Origin of the sequence: Comamonas avium, assembly GCF_014836675.1 — a bacterium.
Classification (GTDB): Bacteria; Pseudomonadota; Gammaproteobacteria; order Burkholderiales; family Burkholderiaceae_C; genus Comamonas; species Comamonas avium.
This window is the reverse complement of sequence record NZ_JACSQK010000007.1, coordinates 165,347-182,014: the sequence shown is the minus strand read 5'-3', so window position 1 is coordinate 182,014 and position 16,668 is coordinate 165,347. Positions and strand designations below refer to the sequence as shown.

Annotated in this window: 15 protein-coding genes and 1 pseudogene; 11 read left to right on the top strand and 5 right to left on the bottom strand. The window is 58.0% G+C overall.

Translation table 11 applies throughout. The features are described from left to right. Positions 1-60 precede the first annotated feature (60 nt). Complete coding sequence (locus H9646_RS15275; protein WP_191724238.1) at positions 61-1,392, bottom strand: MFS transporter; 1,332 nt, start codon at positions 1,390-1,392, stop codon at positions 61-63. A gap of 421 nt (positions 1,393-1,813) precedes the next feature. On the opposite strand from H9646_RS15275, the gene cyoA reads away from it, so the two are divergent. The 5 genes and pseudogenes from cyoA (at position 1,814) to H9646_RS15250 (ending at position 6,818) form a co-directional block, all read left to right on the top strand. Next, entirely contained in the window at positions 1,814-2,848 is a 1,035-nt protein-coding gene (gene cyoA / locus H9646_RS15270; protein ID WP_191724237.1) for a ubiquinol oxidase subunit II, read from the top strand. A 64-nt stretch (positions 2,849-2,912) separates the two neighbouring features. Next, on the top strand, positions 2,913-4,919 hold the full coding sequence (gene cyoB / locus H9646_RS15265) for a cytochrome o ubiquinol oxidase subunit I (RefSeq protein WP_191724236.1): 2,007 nt from the start codon (positions 2,913-2,915) through the stop codon (positions 4,917-4,919). Then, positions 4,912-5,526, top strand: a complete 615-nt coding sequence (gene cyoC / locus H9646_RS15260; protein ID WP_191724235.1) for a cytochrome o ubiquinol oxidase subunit III — start codon at positions 4,912-4,914, stop codon at positions 5,524-5,526. The genes cyoB and cyoC overlap by 8 nt, the downstream gene beginning before the upstream one ends. Next, positions 5,527-5,949 (top strand): annotated as a pseudogene (gene cyoD, locus H9646_RS15255) (cytochrome o ubiquinol oxidase subunit IV); the annotation flags it as partial. Positions 5,950-6,032: 83 nt separating this feature from the next. Beyond that, positions 6,033-6,818, top strand: coding sequence for an SURF1 family protein (locus H9646_RS15250; RefSeq protein ID WP_191724233.1), 786 nt, complete (start codon positions 6,033-6,035; stop codon positions 6,816-6,818). A 124-nt stretch (positions 6,819-6,942) separates the two neighbouring features. On the opposite strand, the gene cyoE is transcribed toward H9646_RS15250, so the two are convergent. The 4 genes from cyoE to H9646_RS15230 form a co-directional block, all read right to left on the bottom strand. Further along, positions 6,943-7,845 carry a heme o synthase gene (gene cyoE, locus H9646_RS15245; RefSeq protein ID WP_191724232.1) on the bottom strand — a complete coding sequence of 301 codons (903 nt, stop codon included), beginning with the start codon at positions 7,843-7,845 and terminating at the stop codon, positions 6,943-6,945. After that, a complete protein-coding gene (locus H9646_RS15240; protein ID WP_191724231.1) occupies positions 7,842-9,017 on the bottom strand; it encodes a COX15/CtaA family protein in 1,176 nt (391 codons plus the stop codon). The genes cyoE and H9646_RS15240 overlap by 4 nt, the downstream gene beginning before the upstream one ends. A 378-nt stretch (positions 9,018-9,395) precedes the next feature. Further along, positions 9,396-10,076, bottom strand: a complete 681-nt coding sequence (locus tag H9646_RS15235) for an HAD family hydrolase (protein ID WP_191724230.1) — start codon at positions 10,074-10,076, stop codon at positions 9,396-9,398. 54 nt (positions 10,077-10,130) lie between these two features. Beyond that, a complete protein-coding gene (locus H9646_RS15230) occupies positions 10,131-10,541 on the bottom strand; it encodes a YchJ family protein (RefSeq protein WP_191724229.1) in 411 nt (136 codons plus the stop codon). Positions 10,542-10,646: 105 nt separating this feature from the next. On the opposite strand from H9646_RS15230, the gene H9646_RS15225 reads away from it, so the two are divergent. From H9646_RS15225 to H9646_RS15200, 6 genes are all read left to right on the top strand, one after another. Beyond that, complete coding sequence (locus tag H9646_RS15225) at positions 10,647-11,066, top strand: MerR family transcriptional regulator (protein WP_191724228.1); 420 nt, start codon at positions 10,647-10,649, stop codon at positions 11,064-11,066. A 68-nt stretch (positions 11,067-11,134) separates the two neighbouring features. Then, positions 11,135-11,578, top strand: a complete 444-nt coding sequence (locus H9646_RS15220; RefSeq protein WP_191724227.1) for a PaaI family thioesterase — start codon at positions 11,135-11,137, stop codon at positions 11,576-11,578. Between the two features lie 50 nt (positions 11,579-11,628). Further along, positions 11,629-12,810, top strand: a complete 1,182-nt coding sequence (locus tag H9646_RS15215; protein ID WP_191724226.1) for an isovaleryl-CoA dehydrogenase — start codon at positions 11,629-11,631, stop codon at positions 12,808-12,810. Between the two features lie 51 nt (positions 12,811-12,861). Beyond that, positions 12,862-13,527 (top strand): carbonate dehydratase, encoded by a 666-nt coding sequence (gene can, locus H9646_RS15210; protein WP_191724225.1) that lies wholly within the window; start codon positions 12,862-12,864, stop codon positions 13,525-13,527. A gap of 37 nt (positions 13,528-13,564) precedes the next feature. Further along, positions 13,565-15,361 carry a bifunctional isocitrate dehydrogenase kinase/phosphatase gene (aceK, locus tag H9646_RS15205; RefSeq protein WP_191724224.1) on the top strand — a complete coding sequence of 599 codons (1,797 nt, stop codon included), beginning with the start codon at positions 13,565-13,567 and terminating at the stop codon, positions 15,359-15,361. Positions 15,362-15,405: 44 nt separating this feature from the next. Next, positions 15,406-16,596 carry an acetyl-CoA C-acyltransferase gene (locus H9646_RS15200; RefSeq protein ID WP_191724223.1) on the top strand — a complete coding sequence of 397 codons (1,191 nt, stop codon included), beginning with the start codon at positions 15,406-15,408 and terminating at the stop codon, positions 16,594-16,596. Positions 16,597-16,668: the final 72 nt, after the last annotated feature.

The window sequence follows — 16,668 nt, the reverse complement described above, 5'->3', positions numbered from 1 at the left end:
GCAAAAAAGGGCTTGCCAGCGTGGCAAGCCCTTTGGGGGAACTGGTGGCGCTGCGGATGGCTACTTGCGCGCTGTCTCCAGGGCGCGGTTAATGCCCAAAGCCACCAGCGTACAGACAGCGCCAGACAGTAAGTACCCGCCCACGGCGATAGGGCCAAAATGCGAAGACAGGTACAAGGCCACCAATGGTGCCATGGCCGCACCCAGCAGCCATGCCAGATCGGCTGAATAGGCCGCTCCCACGTAGCGGAAACGGCGTGAGAAGTTGGCAGTGACGGTGCCTGAGGACTGCCCATAGGACAGCCCCAGCAGTGCAAAGCCCACCAGGATGAAGACGTTCTGGCCCGCTGTGCCGCCACTGAGCAGCATGGGCGCAGCAAAACTGAACAGGCCAATCAGTACCGCCATGGCCCCCAGCGTGTTGCGGCGCCCAAACCTGTCAGCCATCCAGCCAGACAGCACCATGGCGGCGCAGGCGATCAGTGCCCCTAGCACTTGCACCCACAAAATGGCGGTTACCGAGGCATCGCCATACAGCGTCATCCAGGACAGGGGAAACACGGTGACCAGGTGGAACAGGGCAAAGCTGGCCAGAGCTGCCAGGGCACCCAGAAATACGTTTTTCCCTTCACCGCTGTGGATCATTTCAAAAGTGCGTGAAGGGGTCAGCTCCATGGTCTTGAACATGTTGGCGTAGGTGTCATCGGCCACCAGGCGCAAACGTGCAAACAGCGCGACGACGTTGATAGCAAAAGCGACACAGAAGGGGTAGCGCCAGCCCCAGGTGGTGAACTCTTCAATGGACAGCTGGTTGTAGATGAAGGCAAATATGGAGGCTGCAACCACAAAGCCGATGGGTGCACCCAGCTGGCCAATCATGGCGTACCAGCCCCGTTTTTCTTTGGGGGCACTCATTGCCAGCAAAGACGGCAGCCCCTCCCAGGAGCCGCCCACGGCAAGGCCCTGGGCAATACGCAGCCCGATGAGCCACCAGATTGCTATGGTCCCGAGGCTGTCATACCCCGGCAGCAACGCAATACCTACTGTGGCGCTGCCCAGCAGGAACAGCGCAATGGTCAGCTTGGGTGCCATGCCCCAGCGCCGCTGTATGACCATGCCCAGGGCAGTGCCCACAGGGCGGGCAATAAACGCCAGAGCAAACACCGCAAAGGCGGCGAGCATGCCGTCGAGCGTGGACAGGAACGGGAAGAAGACGTGCGGAAATACCAGCACGCAGGCGATGCCAAAGACGAAGAAATCAAAGTACTCTGATGCGCGGCCAATGATCACGCCCGCTGCAATTTCACCTGGGGTGACTTCTTCGTCACGATGGACAGCAGGGAGCAGAGGGGCGGCACCCGATACGGGGCCAGAGTGTGCAAGTCCTGTCATGGTGCAAATCTCCTCGAAGCGATGCACCACTTGTACGCGGCTTGATTCGTGTCAACAAGCGAGTTTTATCTGTCAGACTTGTAGGAAAAGGGTTTGTGGGGATGCTGAAGCTACACAAAAGTAGCAAAGACCACGGGTCAAGCAGGGTGTTGTGCTGTTGTTTAGCTGCCCCAATTTGGGGAGCTCTTGACATTTATCAAGAGGTTTCTCTTATTTCAGTATGTCCTGAAAAATCAAGGATTTAGGGGTTGTTTGACGGGTGTCAATTGACATGGGTGCGCGTTGAATGCCTACATAAAGACAGCACACGGCACTGTGTTGAGCTTTGATAGACAAGAAGAAGATGGGCGAGAAGAGTAAATTCGGCTGGTTTTGTAATCCGCGTTTACACCTAACAACGCGCGTTTTTCGCGTTAACAGCATGCCTACATCCACGGAAACCCGCGGGCCAGCCTGGCTCGCTGCGGCTGCTTTACTTGCGACCCTGACGGGCTGCAGTAAAGCTGTCGTACTCAATCCCGCAGGGGACGTTGCTGCTCAGCAAGGCGACTTGGTGGTGACAGCCACCTTGTTGATGCTGGTCATCATTGTTCCTGTGATCCTACTGACCTTGTTGTTCGCCTGGAAGTATCGCCAGTCCAACAACGAAGCTGAATACGATCCTGAGTGGCACCACTCGACCGCTCTGGAGCTGGTCATCTGGAGTGTCCCTCTGATCATCATCATTGCGCTGGGCACACTGACTTGGATCACGACCCATAAGCTCGATCCCTACCGTCCCCTGGACCGTATTTCTGAGACCAAGCCGTTGGATCCCAACGTGAAGCCTCTGGAAGTGCAGGTCGTTGCCATGGACTGGAAGTGGATGTTCATTTATCCAGAGCAAGGTATTGCGACGGTCAATGAGCTGGCAGCACCCGTGGATCGTCCGATCCTCTTCAAGCTGACTGCCACCAACACCATGAGTGCTTTCTACGTGCCTGATCTGGCCGGCATGATCTATGCAATGCCTGGCATGCAGACACAGTTGAATGCGGTGATCAACCGCGAAGGCGTGTTCCGTGGCCTGAACTCGCACTACAGCGGTGCAGGTTTTTCTGGCATGACATTCAAGTTCCATGGCCTGAGCAACGAAGGCTTTGACGCCTGGGTGCAAAAGGCCAAGGACGAAAACACTGTGCTCGATCGCGACAGTTATTTGAACCTGGTCAAGCCTAGTGAGCGTCACCCTGTGACCCGTTTCTCCTCTGTGCAAGAAGGCTTGTACGACCGCGTACTGAACATGTGCGTGGAAGAAGGAAAGATGTGCATGCACCACATGATGGCCATCGACGCTGCTGGCGGCGCGGCCTACATGAAGGCGGCGGGTTTGAACCTGCCTGACGATGTGTGCTCTGTCGAAAACGCTGACCAAGTCGTGGCCCTGATGGACCAACGCGCTTTGGCACAGCAGTAAGCAGTTTTGACGGAAGGAAGGCTGGCTGCGGCCGGTCTTTCGGCCATTTAGCAAGAGACTCGATATGTCTGAACCAACAACAATGCCCCACGATCCGCTCCTCGGGCGGATTACCTGGGACTCCATACCGATGGTGCATGAGCCCATCGTGCTGTGGACCTTTATTGCCGTGGTGCTTGGCGGTCTGGTGATGCTCGCAGCACTGACCAAATTCAAGCTCTGGGGCCCGCTGTGGCGTGACTGGATTTGCTCGATCGACCACAAGAAGATCGGCATCATGTACATCATCCTCGGTATCGTCATGCTGCTGCGTGGCTTTGCTGACGCAGTGATGATGCGTATCCAGCAGGCGATGGCCTTTGGTGATAACCTGGGCTACCTGCCTCCTCACCACTACGACCAGATTTTCACGGCGCACGGCGTGATCATGATTTTCTTTGTGGCCATGCCTTTGGTCACGGGTTTCATGAACTACCTGATTCCGCTGCAGATCGGCGCGCGTGACGTTTCCTTCCCCTTCCTGAACAACTTCTCCTTCTGGATGACCACCACCGGTGCCATCTTGGTGATGGTGTCCCTGTTCCTGGGTGAGTTCTCGACATCGGGCTGGCTGGCACTGTCTAACCTGGGCAATCAAAATCCCGGGGTGGGGCTGGATTACTACATCTGGGCGCTGCAGTTATCGGGTGTGGGTACGACGCTTTCGGGTATTAACCTGATCGTCACCATCATCAAGATGCGCGCTCCAGGCATGAATCTGATGAAGATGCCTGTCTTCGTATGGACTTCGCTGTGTACCAATGCACTGATCGTGGCTTCGTTCCCGATCTTGACTGCAGCTTTGGTGCTGATGTCCATGGACCGCTACTTTGGTACCAACTTCTTCACGAACGAGCTGGGTGGCAACCCCATGCTGTACGTGAATCTGATCTGGATCTGGGGCCACCCTGAGGTCTACATCCTGATCTTGCCTGTGTTCGGTATCTTCTCCGAGATCGTTGCAACGTACTCCAAGAAGCGCTTGTTCGGCTACACCTCCATGGTGTATGCGACCGTGTGTATCACTGTGCTGTCGTGGTTGGTGTGGCTGCACCACTTCTTCACCATGGGCTCGGGGGCGGCGGTCAATACCTTCTTTGGTATCACCACGATGATCATCTCGATTCCTACGGGCGCGAAGATCTTCAACTGGCTGTTCACCATGTACAAGGGCCGCATCGAGTTCAAGCCACCCATGCTGTGGACCATCGGTTTCATGTGTACCTTTGCCATTGGCGGTATGACTGGCGTGCTGCTGGCTGTGCCTCCTGCTGACTTTGTGCTGCACAACTCGCTGTTCCTGATCGCTCACTTCCACAACGTGATCATTGGTGGCGTGGTGTTTGGTCTGCTGGCTGGTATCAACTACTGGTTCCCCAAGGCGTTTGGCTACCGACTCAATGAGTTCTGGGGCAAGGTGTCCTTCTGGTGCTGGCTGGTGGGTTTCTGGGTTGCGTTCACACCCTTGTACATCCTGGGTCTGATGGGCGTGACACGTCGTGCCAATCACTTTGATGACCAATCCCTGCAAATCTGGTTCGTGATTGCTGCCGTGGGTGTGGCCATCATTGCTGCCGGTATCGGTGCTTTCTTGCTGCAACTGGTGGTGTCTTACTTCCAGCGCGACAAGCTGCGCGACAACAATGGCGACACATGGGGCTCTGGCCGCACGCTGGAGTGGGCAACATCCTCGCCACCTCCCGTGTACAACTTCGCCAAGACACCTGTGGTTCACGATGTGGACGCCTGGTGGGACATGAAAAAGCACGGCTATCAGCGTCCTACAAAGGGCTTTGAAGACCTGCACATGCCCTCGAACACAGGCGCTGGCTTCGTTATCTCGATGATCGCCATGGTGCTGGGCTTCGCGCTGATCTGGCACGTCTGGTGGCTGGCCATCGTGTCGTTCATTGGCGTGGTCGTGTCTTCGATCATCCACACCTTCAACTACAACCGCGACTACTACATTCCTGCTGCTGAAGTGCAGGCAACAGAAGACGCACGTACTGAACAGCTCGCACGCCATGTCTAATACATCTATTCAAGCGGGTCAGCGCGAGTACCATCCCGCGCACGAACCCCATCCAGAAAACGGCACCTCGCTGGGCTTCTGGCTGTACCTGATGAGCGACTGCCTCATCTTTGCAGCACTGTTTGCTACATGGGGTGTATTGGGTCGCAGCTACGCCGGTGGCCCCACTGGCGCTGAGCTTTTCAGCCTGGAGCTGGTGGCCATCAACACGGCCTTCTTGCTGTTGTCTTCGCTGACCTTTGGTCTGGCGATGCTGCAAAAGCAAAAGAAGAATGTGAATGGCACTTTGGGCTGGCTGGCCGTGACTGGCTTGCTGGGTCTGGCCTTCGTGGGCGTGGAAGTGTATGAGTTCATGCACATCTACCACACCGGTGCGACGATCCAGACCAGCGCTTTCCTGTCGTCCTTCTTCACACTCGTGGGCACCCACGGTCTGCACGTGTCTTTCGGCTTGATCTGGTTGGTCGTGCTGATGGTGCAAATCAAGCAAAAGGGCCTGATCCATGCCAACGTTCGTCGCCTGAACTGCTTGTCCATGTTCTGGCACTTCTTGGATGTGGTCTGGATTGGTGTGTTCACCTTTGTGTATCTGATGGGGGTGCTGTAAATGAGCGCACACGATATTCACGCTGGTCATGGTGACCACCACGAAGAGCATGACGACCTGCACGTCACTTCGGGTGACTACATCAAGGGCTTTATCCTGGCCGTTATCCTGACGGTCATTCCTTTCTGGCTGGTGATGGCCGATGTGATCCAGAACCGCACGACTGTGGTGATGGTGCTGGGCCTGTTTGCTGTGGTTCAGGTGGTGGTGCACATGGTGTACTTCCTGCACATGAACGGCAAGATCCAGGGCGGCTGGACCATGATGTCCACGATCTTTGCGATCGTATTCGTGATCATTACCTTGGCGGGAACGCTCTGGGTGATGTTCCACATGAACGCCAACATGATGCCGGCGCACAAGGACATTCCTGCACTGAGCCAGCCCGCAGCCCCTGTGGCCGCGCCTGTAGCACCCGCAGCGCAAGAAGCGGTGGCACCTGAGGCTGTGCAAGAGCAGGCTGCTCCAGCAGCACCTGCTGAGCACAGCGGCCACGCCAAGTAATGATGGTTGACACCCCGAGGGCACGAGAGCGCTCTCGCTCCACCTTCGTGAAGGCGGTGCTCGCAATAGCGGGCATCGCCCTTTTTTTTGCCTTCATCAGTCTGGGAACCTGGCAGGTGCAACGCCGCGCCTGGAAGCTGGACCTGATTGAACGTGTCAACGAGCGGGTGCACAGCCAGCCCGTGGCCGTACCGGCGCAGGCTTTATGGCCGCAACTGACACCTGACACCCACGAATACCTGGCCGTGCAGGCACAGGGCCAGTGGATGGAAGGGCGCAGTGTGCTGACGCAGGCCGTAACGGAGCTGGGTGCCGGATTTTGGCTGCTCACACCGCTGCAGCAGGCCGATGGCACGCAATTGCTGGTCAACCGAGGCTTCATCCCTGCGCAGGAGCGCAAAGCCGTGACAGAGCGTATAGCTGCAGCATCACCAGATGCTGCGGGCGATACCGTGACCGTGACGGGCTTGCTGCGTTTGAGCGAGCCCAAGGGGGGCTTCATGCGCGAGAACGCACCCAGTGAAGACCGCTGGCATTCACGCGATGTGCAAGCCATTGCACAGGCCAAGGGGCTGGACCGTGTAGCCCCGTTCTTTGTTGACCAGGGCGTGCCCGGTCAGCCGGTGGCGGCCACCTGGCCCAGGGCGGGCTTGACGGTGATTCAGTTCACCAACACCCACGCAGTCTATGCACTGACCTGGTATGGCCTGGCGCTGATGGTGCTGGGTGCTGCGTGGCTGGTGGTGCGCCATGAAAAGCGCAAGCAGGCTCGGCACGCTGAGGCTTGACCGCTGGTGCCGTGCAGCACATGCACGCAACAAAAAAGGCCACATCTGTGGCCTTTTCTATAGCTGATCACGCTTGCTGAATCTGGGTTGGAATCAGCGTGACGGTCTCTTGGCTGCTGCGGCGTTAGCCCACGATGTAGTGGTCAATCAGCAGGGCAGCGAACACGCCGCTCAGGTGGATCAGTGAGAAGCGGAAGGTCTTGCGGGCCAGAGCGTCTGAATAATTCATCCACAGGCGCAGCGCATACCAGCTAAAGCCCAGACACAGCACCGAGGCTACGGCCAGATACAGCCAGCCGCTCATGCCAAAAATGACGGGCAGCAGGCAGCCCGCGAACAGCACCAGGGTGTACAGCAAGATTTGCAGCTGCGTGTACTTGGGGCCGTGGGTGACGGGCAACATGGGCAGGCCGGACTGGCGGTAATCCTCGACGCGGTACAGCGCCAGCGCCCAGAAGTGGGGAGGTGTCCACAGGAAGATGATCAAGAACAGAATCAGCGCTTCAGGGCCGACATTGCCGGTCATGGCGACCCAGCCCAGTACGGGGGGCATGGCACCCGAGGCTCCGCCAATGACGATGTTCTGGGGTGTGGCGGGCTTGAGGATGACGGTGTAGATCACCGCATAGCCAATGAAGGTGGCCAGCGTCAGCCACATGGTCAGCGGATTGGTGAAGGCCAGCAAGATGGCGGCACCCGTCAGGCACAGGATGGCGGAGAACGCCAGCGCTTGCTGTGGCGACAGCTCGCCCTTGGCCGTGGGGCGCCAGCTGGTGCGCTTCATCTTGGCATCAATATGGCGCTCGACCAGACAGTTGAACGCTGCAGCTGCCGCCGAGACGAACCAGATGCCCAGACAGGCCACGGCCATATGGCCCAGCTGCGCCAGCGTTGGCAGGCCGGGCACGGCCAGCACCATGCCAATCAGGGCGCAAAACACAATCAGCTGTACCACGCGGGGCTTGGTCAGTGCGTAAAACTGGCTCCAGCGGGAGCTGGAAGACTCGCTCAAAGCTTGTGCATTCATGCAGCAACTCTCCGTGCGCCGTGGGGCGCTTTTTTATCTTCTTGCAGCGTGGGGACGCTGTCGGTGCGGGTAGCAGCCAGCGCCCAGGTCATCACGGTGACCAGGGCAGCAGCGCCGCCGGTATGTAAAACCGCAGCCACCAAAGGCCAGTCCAATACAACGTTGGACAGGCCGGTGATGAACTGCAGCGTGATCAGGCCCAGCAGCCACTGGCGCTGGCTGTGCAAAGCAGGCTGGCGGCGCATGGCGTACACCAGGGCCAGCATGGCAGCGACCACCACGTAGGCAGCCAGACGGTGCACGTAGTGGATGGCAGTTAACGCAGCAAAGCTGATGTGGCTACCGTCAGACAGCATGCCCAGAGGGCGCCACAGCTCAAAAGCCTGCGCAAAATTCATGTCTGGCCAGTAGCTGCCTTGGCAGCTGGGGAAGCTGGAGCAGGCCAGGACGGCGTAGTTGGTGCTGACCCAGCCGCCCAGTGCCACTTGTACAAAAAGCAGCGCAAAACAGGCCCACAGTCCCGCGCGCAGCCGGGCAGAGATGGGGGCCGGCGGCTGGCGCAGCACGGCTTGCTGATGGCCCACCGCCTGCATGCACAGCAGCACCAGCAGGAACAGGCCCCCCAGCAGGTGCAGGGTGACGATGGCAGGGAACAGCTTCATGGTCACGGTCAGCGCACCAAAAGCGCCTTGCACCAGGACCCAGAACAGCGTGAATGTGGCTAGGGCGGGGTGGCGCATGCCCTGCAATGGTGTTTTCCGGTGTTCACGCCATGCCAGCACCATCAGGGCAATGATGAGTACGCCCACCATGGTGGCCAGATAGCGGTGAATCATCTCTACCCAGGCTTTGCTGAGCGTGACGGGGCCTGTGGGCATGGCTGCCTCGGCCATGGCGATTTCGTGGGTGGCTCCAAAGGGGCTGGAGTTGCCGTAGCAGCCCGGCCAGTCAGGGCAGCCCAGGCCGGAATCCGTCAGGCGCGTGAAGGCGCCGAACATCACCAGATCAAAGGTGAGAAACAAGGTCAGCAGGCCCAGTGCCTGCAGGCGACGCGCAGAGCCAGCTCCACGGTTGCGCCTCCACACCCACAGCAAGGGTGCCAGCGCAATGACGGCGCCCAGCGCCATCAATTCAAGCAGCGGCGCTAAATCGTAAAGAGGCTGTTCGCCCATCAGCACTCCTCAAGCAATGGCTGAAACATGGTCCGACGAAAATCTGGCAGCCCTGTGCGGTGCTGTCAGGCAAAGTGTCTCCGAATGACCCGCGCTGCGGGCTAGGCGCTTTATCTGCTGCAAAGCGGCCGGATGGCGATCATTCAGCCGGAACAGGCTACAGATTTGCACGACGCCCTCTAAGCGCCTATTGGGCAAAACCTTGATCTTGCGCAGATTCTATATTTCGTGAGTGTGTTGTGCAGGCGAGGGGCGCAAAGCTGGCATGGCGCTATGAGGTCTTATCTATAAAAAAGGAGCTGCTAGCGTATGTCAGTCAATGTTTTCAATATGAAAACACTTTGAAAACATTGCTGGGTAAGCCTGAGCAGCTCTCTTTTAAGATGCTGTGTTGGCTGCGGCCAGCAGGCGCGGCAGATCAGCCATGTTGTCGAAGACAAACGTTGCCCCCGCTGCCCGCAATTGCTCGGGTGTGGAGTGGGCGCTGACCCGGGGGCAGTAGCCCCAGACAGTGGAGCCGGCGCGCACACCTGCGGTAAGGCCGGGTACCGAGTCTTCAATCACCAGGCACTTTTGGGGCGCAATGCCAACGGCCGCTGCGGCTGCCAGATACACGTCGGGCCAGGGCTTGGTGCGCGGCAGGTCGTGTCCGCTGAAAACAAGTTCACCAAAATAAGGCAGCATGCCCACCTTCTCCAGCTGCATGAGCACCTTGGGCTTGTCAGCCCCAGAAGCCACGGCGATGTTGCCGCGCAGCTGCGTGTGTACCTGGCGCACGGCGTCGAGCGCGCCGTCCACGGCCACCAGCTCGGCACGCAGGCGTACATTGCGCCGTTCATAAAACTCGGCCATCCAGGCATCGCTCAACGGCTTGCCGGTTTGCGCCTCTATGCGGGCGGTTTCGCTGCGTACGGTTTTGCCAATGAAGATGCGCATGCAGTCGTCTTCTGACAGTACCCAGCCGGACTCGTTGAGCATGGCGTGCAGCACGCGGTTGGTGATGAGTTCGCTGTCGACCAGAACGCCGTCACAGTCGAACAAGATGGCTTCAAATGGCATGGCTGTTCGTGCAGGGGGTGCCTGCGCAAAAAAGAGGAAAAGGGAGCGATAAATTCAAAACTGATCGCCGTCGACGTAGAACCAGCGGTTTGCTTCGCAGACAAAGCGGCTGCGCTCATGCAGACGAACGGCGCGGCCCGCCGCGCGAAAGCGGGCCACAAATTCAACTTCGGCAGTGCTGGCACCCGTGGTTTTGAAGTCTTTGACCTGCAGTCCCAGCCATTTGGCACCCGCTTCAAAGTCCAGCGCTGCAGGGCGCTGGCTGCTGTGCCAGGTGGCCAGCAGGTAAGCAGCGTTTTCCAGCACAAAAGCGCTGTAGCGCGAGCGCATCAGGTGCTCGGCATCCGGGGCGGGCGTGGTGTCAAAGTGCTCTACAAAGCGGCCACAGCAGTCTGTGTAAGCCACGGCTTTGCCCTTGGCAGTGGTGCGCCCGCAGGGGCAGGCGGCGCGGGGCTGCAAATCCATAGGTCAGAAATGAAAATCGGTGATGGGGCAATTTTGGGTCAAAAAATGCGGACGTGCTGCGACTGGGTTTGTTCGACGTTGACGTTCACGTCAATAATGCTGCGCATGAGTAAACCCATTCCCGCATCCACCACCTATTCGATCAGCGATCTGGCTCAGGAGTTTGACCTGACCACGCGCGCCATCCGCTTTTACGAAGACATGGGCTTGCTGCAACCTGAGCGGCAAGGCGCTGGAGGCCGCACCCGCGTGTACAGCCCGCGTGATCGAACGCGCTTGCGCCTGACGCTGCGTGCCAAGCGCCTGGGCCTGTCGCTGGTAGAGGCCAAAGAAATCATTGAGCTGTACGACAGCCCGCGCGACACGGGTGTGCAGCTGGAGCGTTTTCTGCAAGTGCTGGGTCATCACCGCCAGCAGCTGGAAGAGCGGATGGAAGACTTGCAAGTCACGCTCGATGAGGTGCGAGCCCATGAAAAAGAAGCGAAGTCACTTTTGCGCAAGCTTGCCAAACCAAAAGCTGCATAATTGACGTTAACGTAAAAGGAATCAAAGAATTCCACTTGAATGCAATGCAGGCAGGCAAAGGAGACAGCATGGCGGACCAACAAGCGCTGCAACGTGTGCGCGAAAGTTTTGTGCTGCAAGGGGCCATGACCACCTTGGGCGCGCAACTGACACATGTGGCACCGGGTGAGGTGGATATCAGTTTCGACTGGGCTGCGGCGTTGACGCAGCAGCACGGCTTTATCCATGCAGGCATGCTGTCTACGGCGCTGGATTCGGCCTGTGGCTATGCCGGTTTTAGTCTGATGCCCGGCGATGCGGGAGTGCTGACCATTGAGTTCAAGATCAATCTGCTGGCGCCGGCCAGGGGGCAGCGCTTTCGCTGTGAAGGGCGGGTGCTGAAACCAGGGCGCACCATTGTGGTGGCCGAAGGGCGTGCATATGCCATCAACGATGGCCAGGAAAAACTCTGCGCCACCATGCAATGCACGCTGATGGCGGTGCAGGGGCGCGAAAGTATTGCGGGAAAGTAAGGCTGCACAAAGACAGCTGGCCAATTCATAACTAACAAGGAGACAACAGCATGAACAATCTGCCAGGTTTGAACTTTCAACTGGGTGAAGACATTGATGCACTGCGCGATGCTGTGCGAGAGTTTGCGCAAACCGAAATCGCGCCGCGCGCTGCCGAGATTGACCGCACCGACCAGTTTCCGATGGATGTGTGGCAAAAGTTTGGTGAACTGGGGGTGCTGGGCATTACGGTGCCCGAGCAGTACGGTGGTGCCAATATGGGTTATCTGGCGCACATGGTGGCCATGGAAGAAATCTCGCGTGCCAGCGCCTCTGTGGGTCTGAGCTATGGCGCGCACAGCAATCTGTGCGTCAACCAGATCAACCGCAACGGCACCGAAGCACAAAAGGCCAGATACCTGCCCAAGCTGATCAGTGGCGAACATGTGGGCGCGCTGGCGATGAGTGAGCCGGGTGCAGGCTCTGACGTCATCAGCATGAAGCTCAAGGCCGAAGACAAGGGTGGCTACTACCTGCTCAACGGCAACAAGATGTGGATCACCAATGGCCCGGATGCGGACACGCTGGTGGTCTATGCCAAGTCAGAGCCTGAGATGGGCGCGCGCGGTGTGACGGCGTTCTTGATTGAAAAAGGCATGCCAGGCTTTTCGATTGCGCAAAAACTAGACAAGCTGGGCATGCGCGGCAGCCATACGGGGGAGCTGGTTTTTAACAACGTAGAAGTGCCGGCGGAAAATATTCTCGGCGGCCTCAACAATGGTGCCAAGGTGCTGATGAGTGGCCTGGACTACGAGCGCGCCGTGCTCACCGGTGGCCCGCTGGGCATCATGCAAAGCGTGATGGACAACGTGGTGCCCTACATTCATGACCGCAAGCAGTTTGGCCAGAGCATTGGTGAGTTTCAGCTCATTCAGGGCAAGGTGGCCGACATGTACACGGTGCTGCAAGCAGGACGCTCGTTTGCCTACACCGTAGCCAAGAACCTGGACATGCTGGGCACCGATCACGTGCGCCAGGTACGCAAAGACTGCGCCAGCGTCATTTTGTGGTGCGCCGAGAAGGCCACTTGGATGGCTGGCGAGGGTGTACAAATCTATGGTGGCAATGGGTATATCAATGAATATCCACTCGGTCGTTTGTGGCGAGATGCGAAACTCTACGAGATTGGCGCAGGCACGAGTGAAATTCGCCGCATGTTGATTGGCCGCGAATTGTTTGCGGAAACTTGCTGAGGCACAGACCGCCGTCCCGCGTCGTTTTATGAACGAGATAAGGAACGCCACATGACTACCAGCACCTCCATCGACGACCTGTTTGTCCACAACAAAGCGTGGGCTGCGCAGATGGAACGCGATCGTCCCGGTTTCTTCACCGGGTTGATGGCACAGCAAAAACCACGCTATATGTGGATTGGCTGCTCGGACAGCCGCGTGCCAGCCAACCAGATCACAGGTCTGGAGCCGGGCGAGGTCTTTGTGCACCGCAACGTTGCCAATGTCGTGGTGCCCAGTGATCTGAACTGTTTGTCCACCATTCAGTACGCGGTCGATCACCTGAAGGTGGAGGACTTGATGGTGGTAGGCCACTACGGCTGTGGCGGTGTGCTGGCTGCGCTGGAAGGCATGCGTTTGGGGCTGGTCGATAACTGGACGCGCCACGTACGTGATGTACGCGACAAGCACTACAACCTGCTCAAGGACACGCCGGTTCAGCACCGCCATGATGTGCTGTGTGAGCTCAATGCCATTGAGCAGGTGGTGAATGTGGCGCAGAGTACCGTGATGCGCGATGCATGGGCAAGGGGGCAAAAAGTCAGCCTGCACAGCTGGTGCTACAGCCTGCACAACGGCTTGATCACCAACCTGGAAATGACCGTGCCCGGTGTTGGTGGCCTGCACGAAATTCACCAGCGCGCGGTGCAGCTGGTGGCTGAACGCCAGCGTGATTGATCATGCCCAATAGCCTGTAGGAGCGAGAATTTCCGTCATGTTTCCTCAACGACTGGATGCTCCTCAGGCTTATGAGATTGCGCAGGCCATGATGGATGGCGTAAATCGTCACTATCAGCTATTTCGAGCCGCAACGCAGGCCGCAAAGCAGCGTTTTGAACAGGCCGACTGGGTGACGCAGCAGCGTGCTCAACGTGAGCGCATTGCCTTTTATGACCAGCGTGTCCAAGAGTGTGTGGCACAGCTTGCACAAGTTTTCGGCGCTGAAAGCTTGCCCATGGCGGTATGGCAACAAGTCAAGCTGCACTACATAGGTCTGATGGTGGGGCACTTGCAGCCAGAGCTGGCTGAGACTTTTTTCAATTCGGTCACCACCAAAATCCTGCATCGCACACACTTTCACAACGACTTTATTTTTGTACGGCCTGCGGTCAGTACGGAGTTTTTGGAAAGCCTGCATGAGCCTGCCTACCGTGCGTACTACCCAGGTAATTTAGATGCACTGCCAGCAACATTGGTGCGCATCATTGCGCAGCTCAATTTGGATGGCTCTTTTGAGGATTTGCCGCGTGATGTGGATGCATTGGCTGCGCGTATCCAAGAGCGTCTGCAAGGTCTGACGCTGCGAGCCAATTTCCAAATACAGGTGCTCTCCAGCCTTTTCTTTCGCAACAAGGCCGCCTACTTGGTCGGACGGATCATTACGGGCTACACCGAAGTGCCTCTGGCGGTTCCTGTCCTGCATGCGCAGGCAGGTGGCTTGATATTGCATGCAGCGCTGTTAACGGAAGACAATCTGCATGGTCTTTTCAGTTTTGCACGTGCTTACTGCATGGTGGATATGGCGGTTCCCAGCGCCTATGTGGAGTTCTTGCACGCGCTGATGCCGCGCAAGCCACGCGGTGAAATCTACAGTGCCTTAGGCCTGGCCAAGCAGGGCAAGACGCTTTTTTATCGTGAATTTCTGCACCACCTGCGCCATTCCAGCGACCAGTTTCGAATTGCGCCGGGTATCAAGGGGCTGGTGATGCTGGTGTTTGATCTGCCCAGTTTTCCCTATGTTTTCAAACTCATCAAAGACAAGTTTCCTGCGCCCAAGGAGACCACGCGTGCTGAGGTGAAAGGCAAGTACCTGCTGGTCAAGCAACACGACCGTGTCGGGCGCATGGCTGACACCATGGAGTACAGCCTGGTGGCTTTTCCGCGCGCGCGCTTCAGCCAGGAGCTGATTGCCGAAATTCAAGCGCACGCGCCCAGTCAGCTGGAAATCAGCGACCGCGATGGCGATGGCCAGCAGGAGGTCATCATCAGCCACCTCTATATCGAGCGCCGACTGCTGCCGCTGAACATGTTTTTGCAAGAGTGCTTTGATGCAGGGCTGGAGCATGATGGGCCGCGCAAAGCCATGGAGCGTGCGGTAGTTGAATATGGCAACGCCATCAAAGAGCTGGTGGCTGCCAATATTTTTCCGGGCGACATGCTGTGGAAAAATTTTGGCGTGACGCGCGGTGGCAAGGTGGTGTTCTATGACTATGACGAGATTGAATATCTCACGGACTGCAACTTTCGCAGCGTGCCCGAACCACGCACCGAAGAGGAAGCCATGGGCAGCGAGATCTGGTATCGCGTCGGCCCCAAGGATGTGTTTCCCGAAACATTCGGCCCATTCTTGCTGGGCCATCCTGCAGTACGCGAGGTGTTCATGTGCCACCACGCCGATTTGCTGGAGCCCGCCTTTTGGCAGGCGCACCAGGCGCGCATTGCGCAAGGCCACATGCACGACGTCTTTCCGTATGACCGCAGCCGGTGTTTGCAACCCGGCGCAGTGCACTGATTGTTTTTAGTTGACTGGTATTTACAAACCCAAAGGAGACCGACATGCCCCAACACCAAGACCCCGTAGTCATCGTCAGCGCCGCGCGCACACCCATGGGTGCATTCCAGGGCGATTTTGCTGACCTGGCCGCGCACGACCTGGGCGGCGCTGCCATCAAGGCCGCGATTGAACGCGCAGGTATTGCGCCTGAAAAAGTGGAAGAAGTGCTGTTTGGTAACTGCCTGATGGCGGGCCAGGGGCAGGCCCCTGCGCGGCAAGCAGGTTTCAAGGGGGGGCTGCCGCAAAGCACGGGGGCCGTGACACTGTCCAAAATGTGTGGCGCAGGCATGGAGGCCACAATGTTGGCCCACGATCAACTGATTGCCGGCAGCCGTGATGTGATGATTGCAGGGGGCATGGAAAGCATGACCAACGCCCCTTACCTGCTCAAGAAAGGCCGTGGCGGCTACCGCATGGGTCACGACAAGGTGTATGACCACATGATGCTCGACGGCCTGGAAGATGCGTACGAAGCCGGTCGCTCCATGGGCACTTTTGGTGAAGACTGTGCCGCCAAATACAGCTTTACCCGTGAGCAGCAAGACGCGTATGCCATGGCCAGTGTCCAGCGTGCACAGGCCGCAGCCCAAAGCGGTGCATTTGATGCAGAAATCACGCCAGTGACCGTCAAAACGCGCAAGGGCGAGGTGACTGTCAGTGCGGACGAAGGCCCGGCCAAGGCCAGGCTGGACAAGATCACCAGCCTGAAAGCTGCGTTCAAGAAGGATGGCACCATCACTGCAGCATCCAGCTCCAGCATCAACGATGGCGCCGCAGCCATGGTGCTCATGCGTGCGTCTACGGCCAAGCAACTGGGCTGCAAGCCACTGGCCAAAATTGTCTCTCATGCCTCGTTTGCACAAGCACCGGAGTGGTTCACCACCGCGCCCGTGGGGGCCACTGAAAAGGCACTCAAGAAAGCAGGCTGGACGGCACAGGACGTGGACCTGTGGGAAGTGAACGAAGCTTTTGCCGTTGTGCCCATGGCCTTGATGGCCGAGCTGAATGTGCCGCACGACAAGGTCAATGTGCACGGTGGTGCCTGCGCTTTGGGTCACCCGATTGGTGCCAGTGGCGCGCGCATTATCGTGACGCTGATTCATGCGTTGCAAACCCATGGCAAGAAGAAGGGCCTGGCGACCTTGTGCATCGGTGGTGGTGAAGGCACGGCCATGGCAATTGAGCTGCTCTGACGCACGGGCATGGCACATGCCTTGGCTTACAGTCAGGTCATGTGCCACCGGTTGCATGCACGCACCTGCACG

Bases quoted from the DNA above. Each gene is read 5' to 3' on its own strand.
- H9646_RS15215 (WP_191724226.1), top strand. From the start codon at position 11,629: ATGAACAATCTGCCAGGTTTGAACTTTCAACTGGGTGAAGACATTGAT.
- cyoB (WP_191724236.1), top strand. From the start codon at position 2,913: ATGTCTGAACCAACAACAATGCCCCACGATCCGCTCCTCGGGCGGATT.
- cyoE (WP_191724232.1), bottom strand. From the start codon at position 7,845: ATGAATGCACAAGCTTTGAGCGAGTCTTCCAGCTCCCGCTGGAGCCAG.
- can (WP_191724225.1), top strand. From the start codon at position 12,862: ATGACTACCAGCACCTCCATCGACGACCTGTTTGTCCACAACAAAGCG.
- aceK (WP_191724224.1), top strand. From the start codon at position 13,565: ATGTTTCCTCAACGACTGGATGCTCCTCAGGCTTATGAGATTGCGCAG.
- H9646_RS15250 (WP_191724233.1), top strand. From the start codon at position 6,033: ATGGTTGACACCCCGAGGGCACGAGAGCGCTCTCGCTCCACCTTCGTG.
- H9646_RS15200 (WP_191724223.1), top strand. From the start codon at position 15,406: ATGCCCCAACACCAAGACCCCGTAGTCATCGTCAGCGCCGCGCGCACA.
- H9646_RS15220 (WP_191724227.1), top strand. From the start codon at position 11,135: ATGGCGGACCAACAAGCGCTGCAACGTGTGCGCGAAAGTTTTGTGCTG.
- H9646_RS15240 (WP_191724231.1), bottom strand. From the start codon at position 9,017: ATGGGCGAACAGCCTCTTTACGATTTAGCGCCGCTGCTTGAATTGATG.
- H9646_RS15225 (WP_191724228.1), top strand. From the start codon at position 10,647: ATGAGTAAACCCATTCCCGCATCCACCACCTATTCGATCAGCGATCTG.
- H9646_RS15230 (WP_191724229.1), bottom strand. From the start codon at position 10,541: ATGGATTTGCAGCCCCGCGCCGCCTGCCCCTGCGGGCGCACCACTGCC.
- H9646_RS15275 (WP_191724238.1), bottom strand. From the start codon at position 1,392: ATGACAGGACTTGCACACTCTGGCCCCGTATCGGGTGCCGCCCCTCTG.
- cyoA (WP_191724237.1), top strand. From the start codon at position 1,814: ATGCCTACATCCACGGAAACCCGCGGGCCAGCCTGGCTCGCTGCGGCT.
- cyoC (WP_191724235.1), top strand. From the start codon at position 4,912: ATGTCTAATACATCTATTCAAGCGGGTCAGCGCGAGTACCATCCCGCG.
- H9646_RS15235 (WP_191724230.1), bottom strand. From the start codon at position 10,076: ATGCCATTTGAAGCCATCTTGTTCGACTGTGACGGCGTTCTGGTCGAC.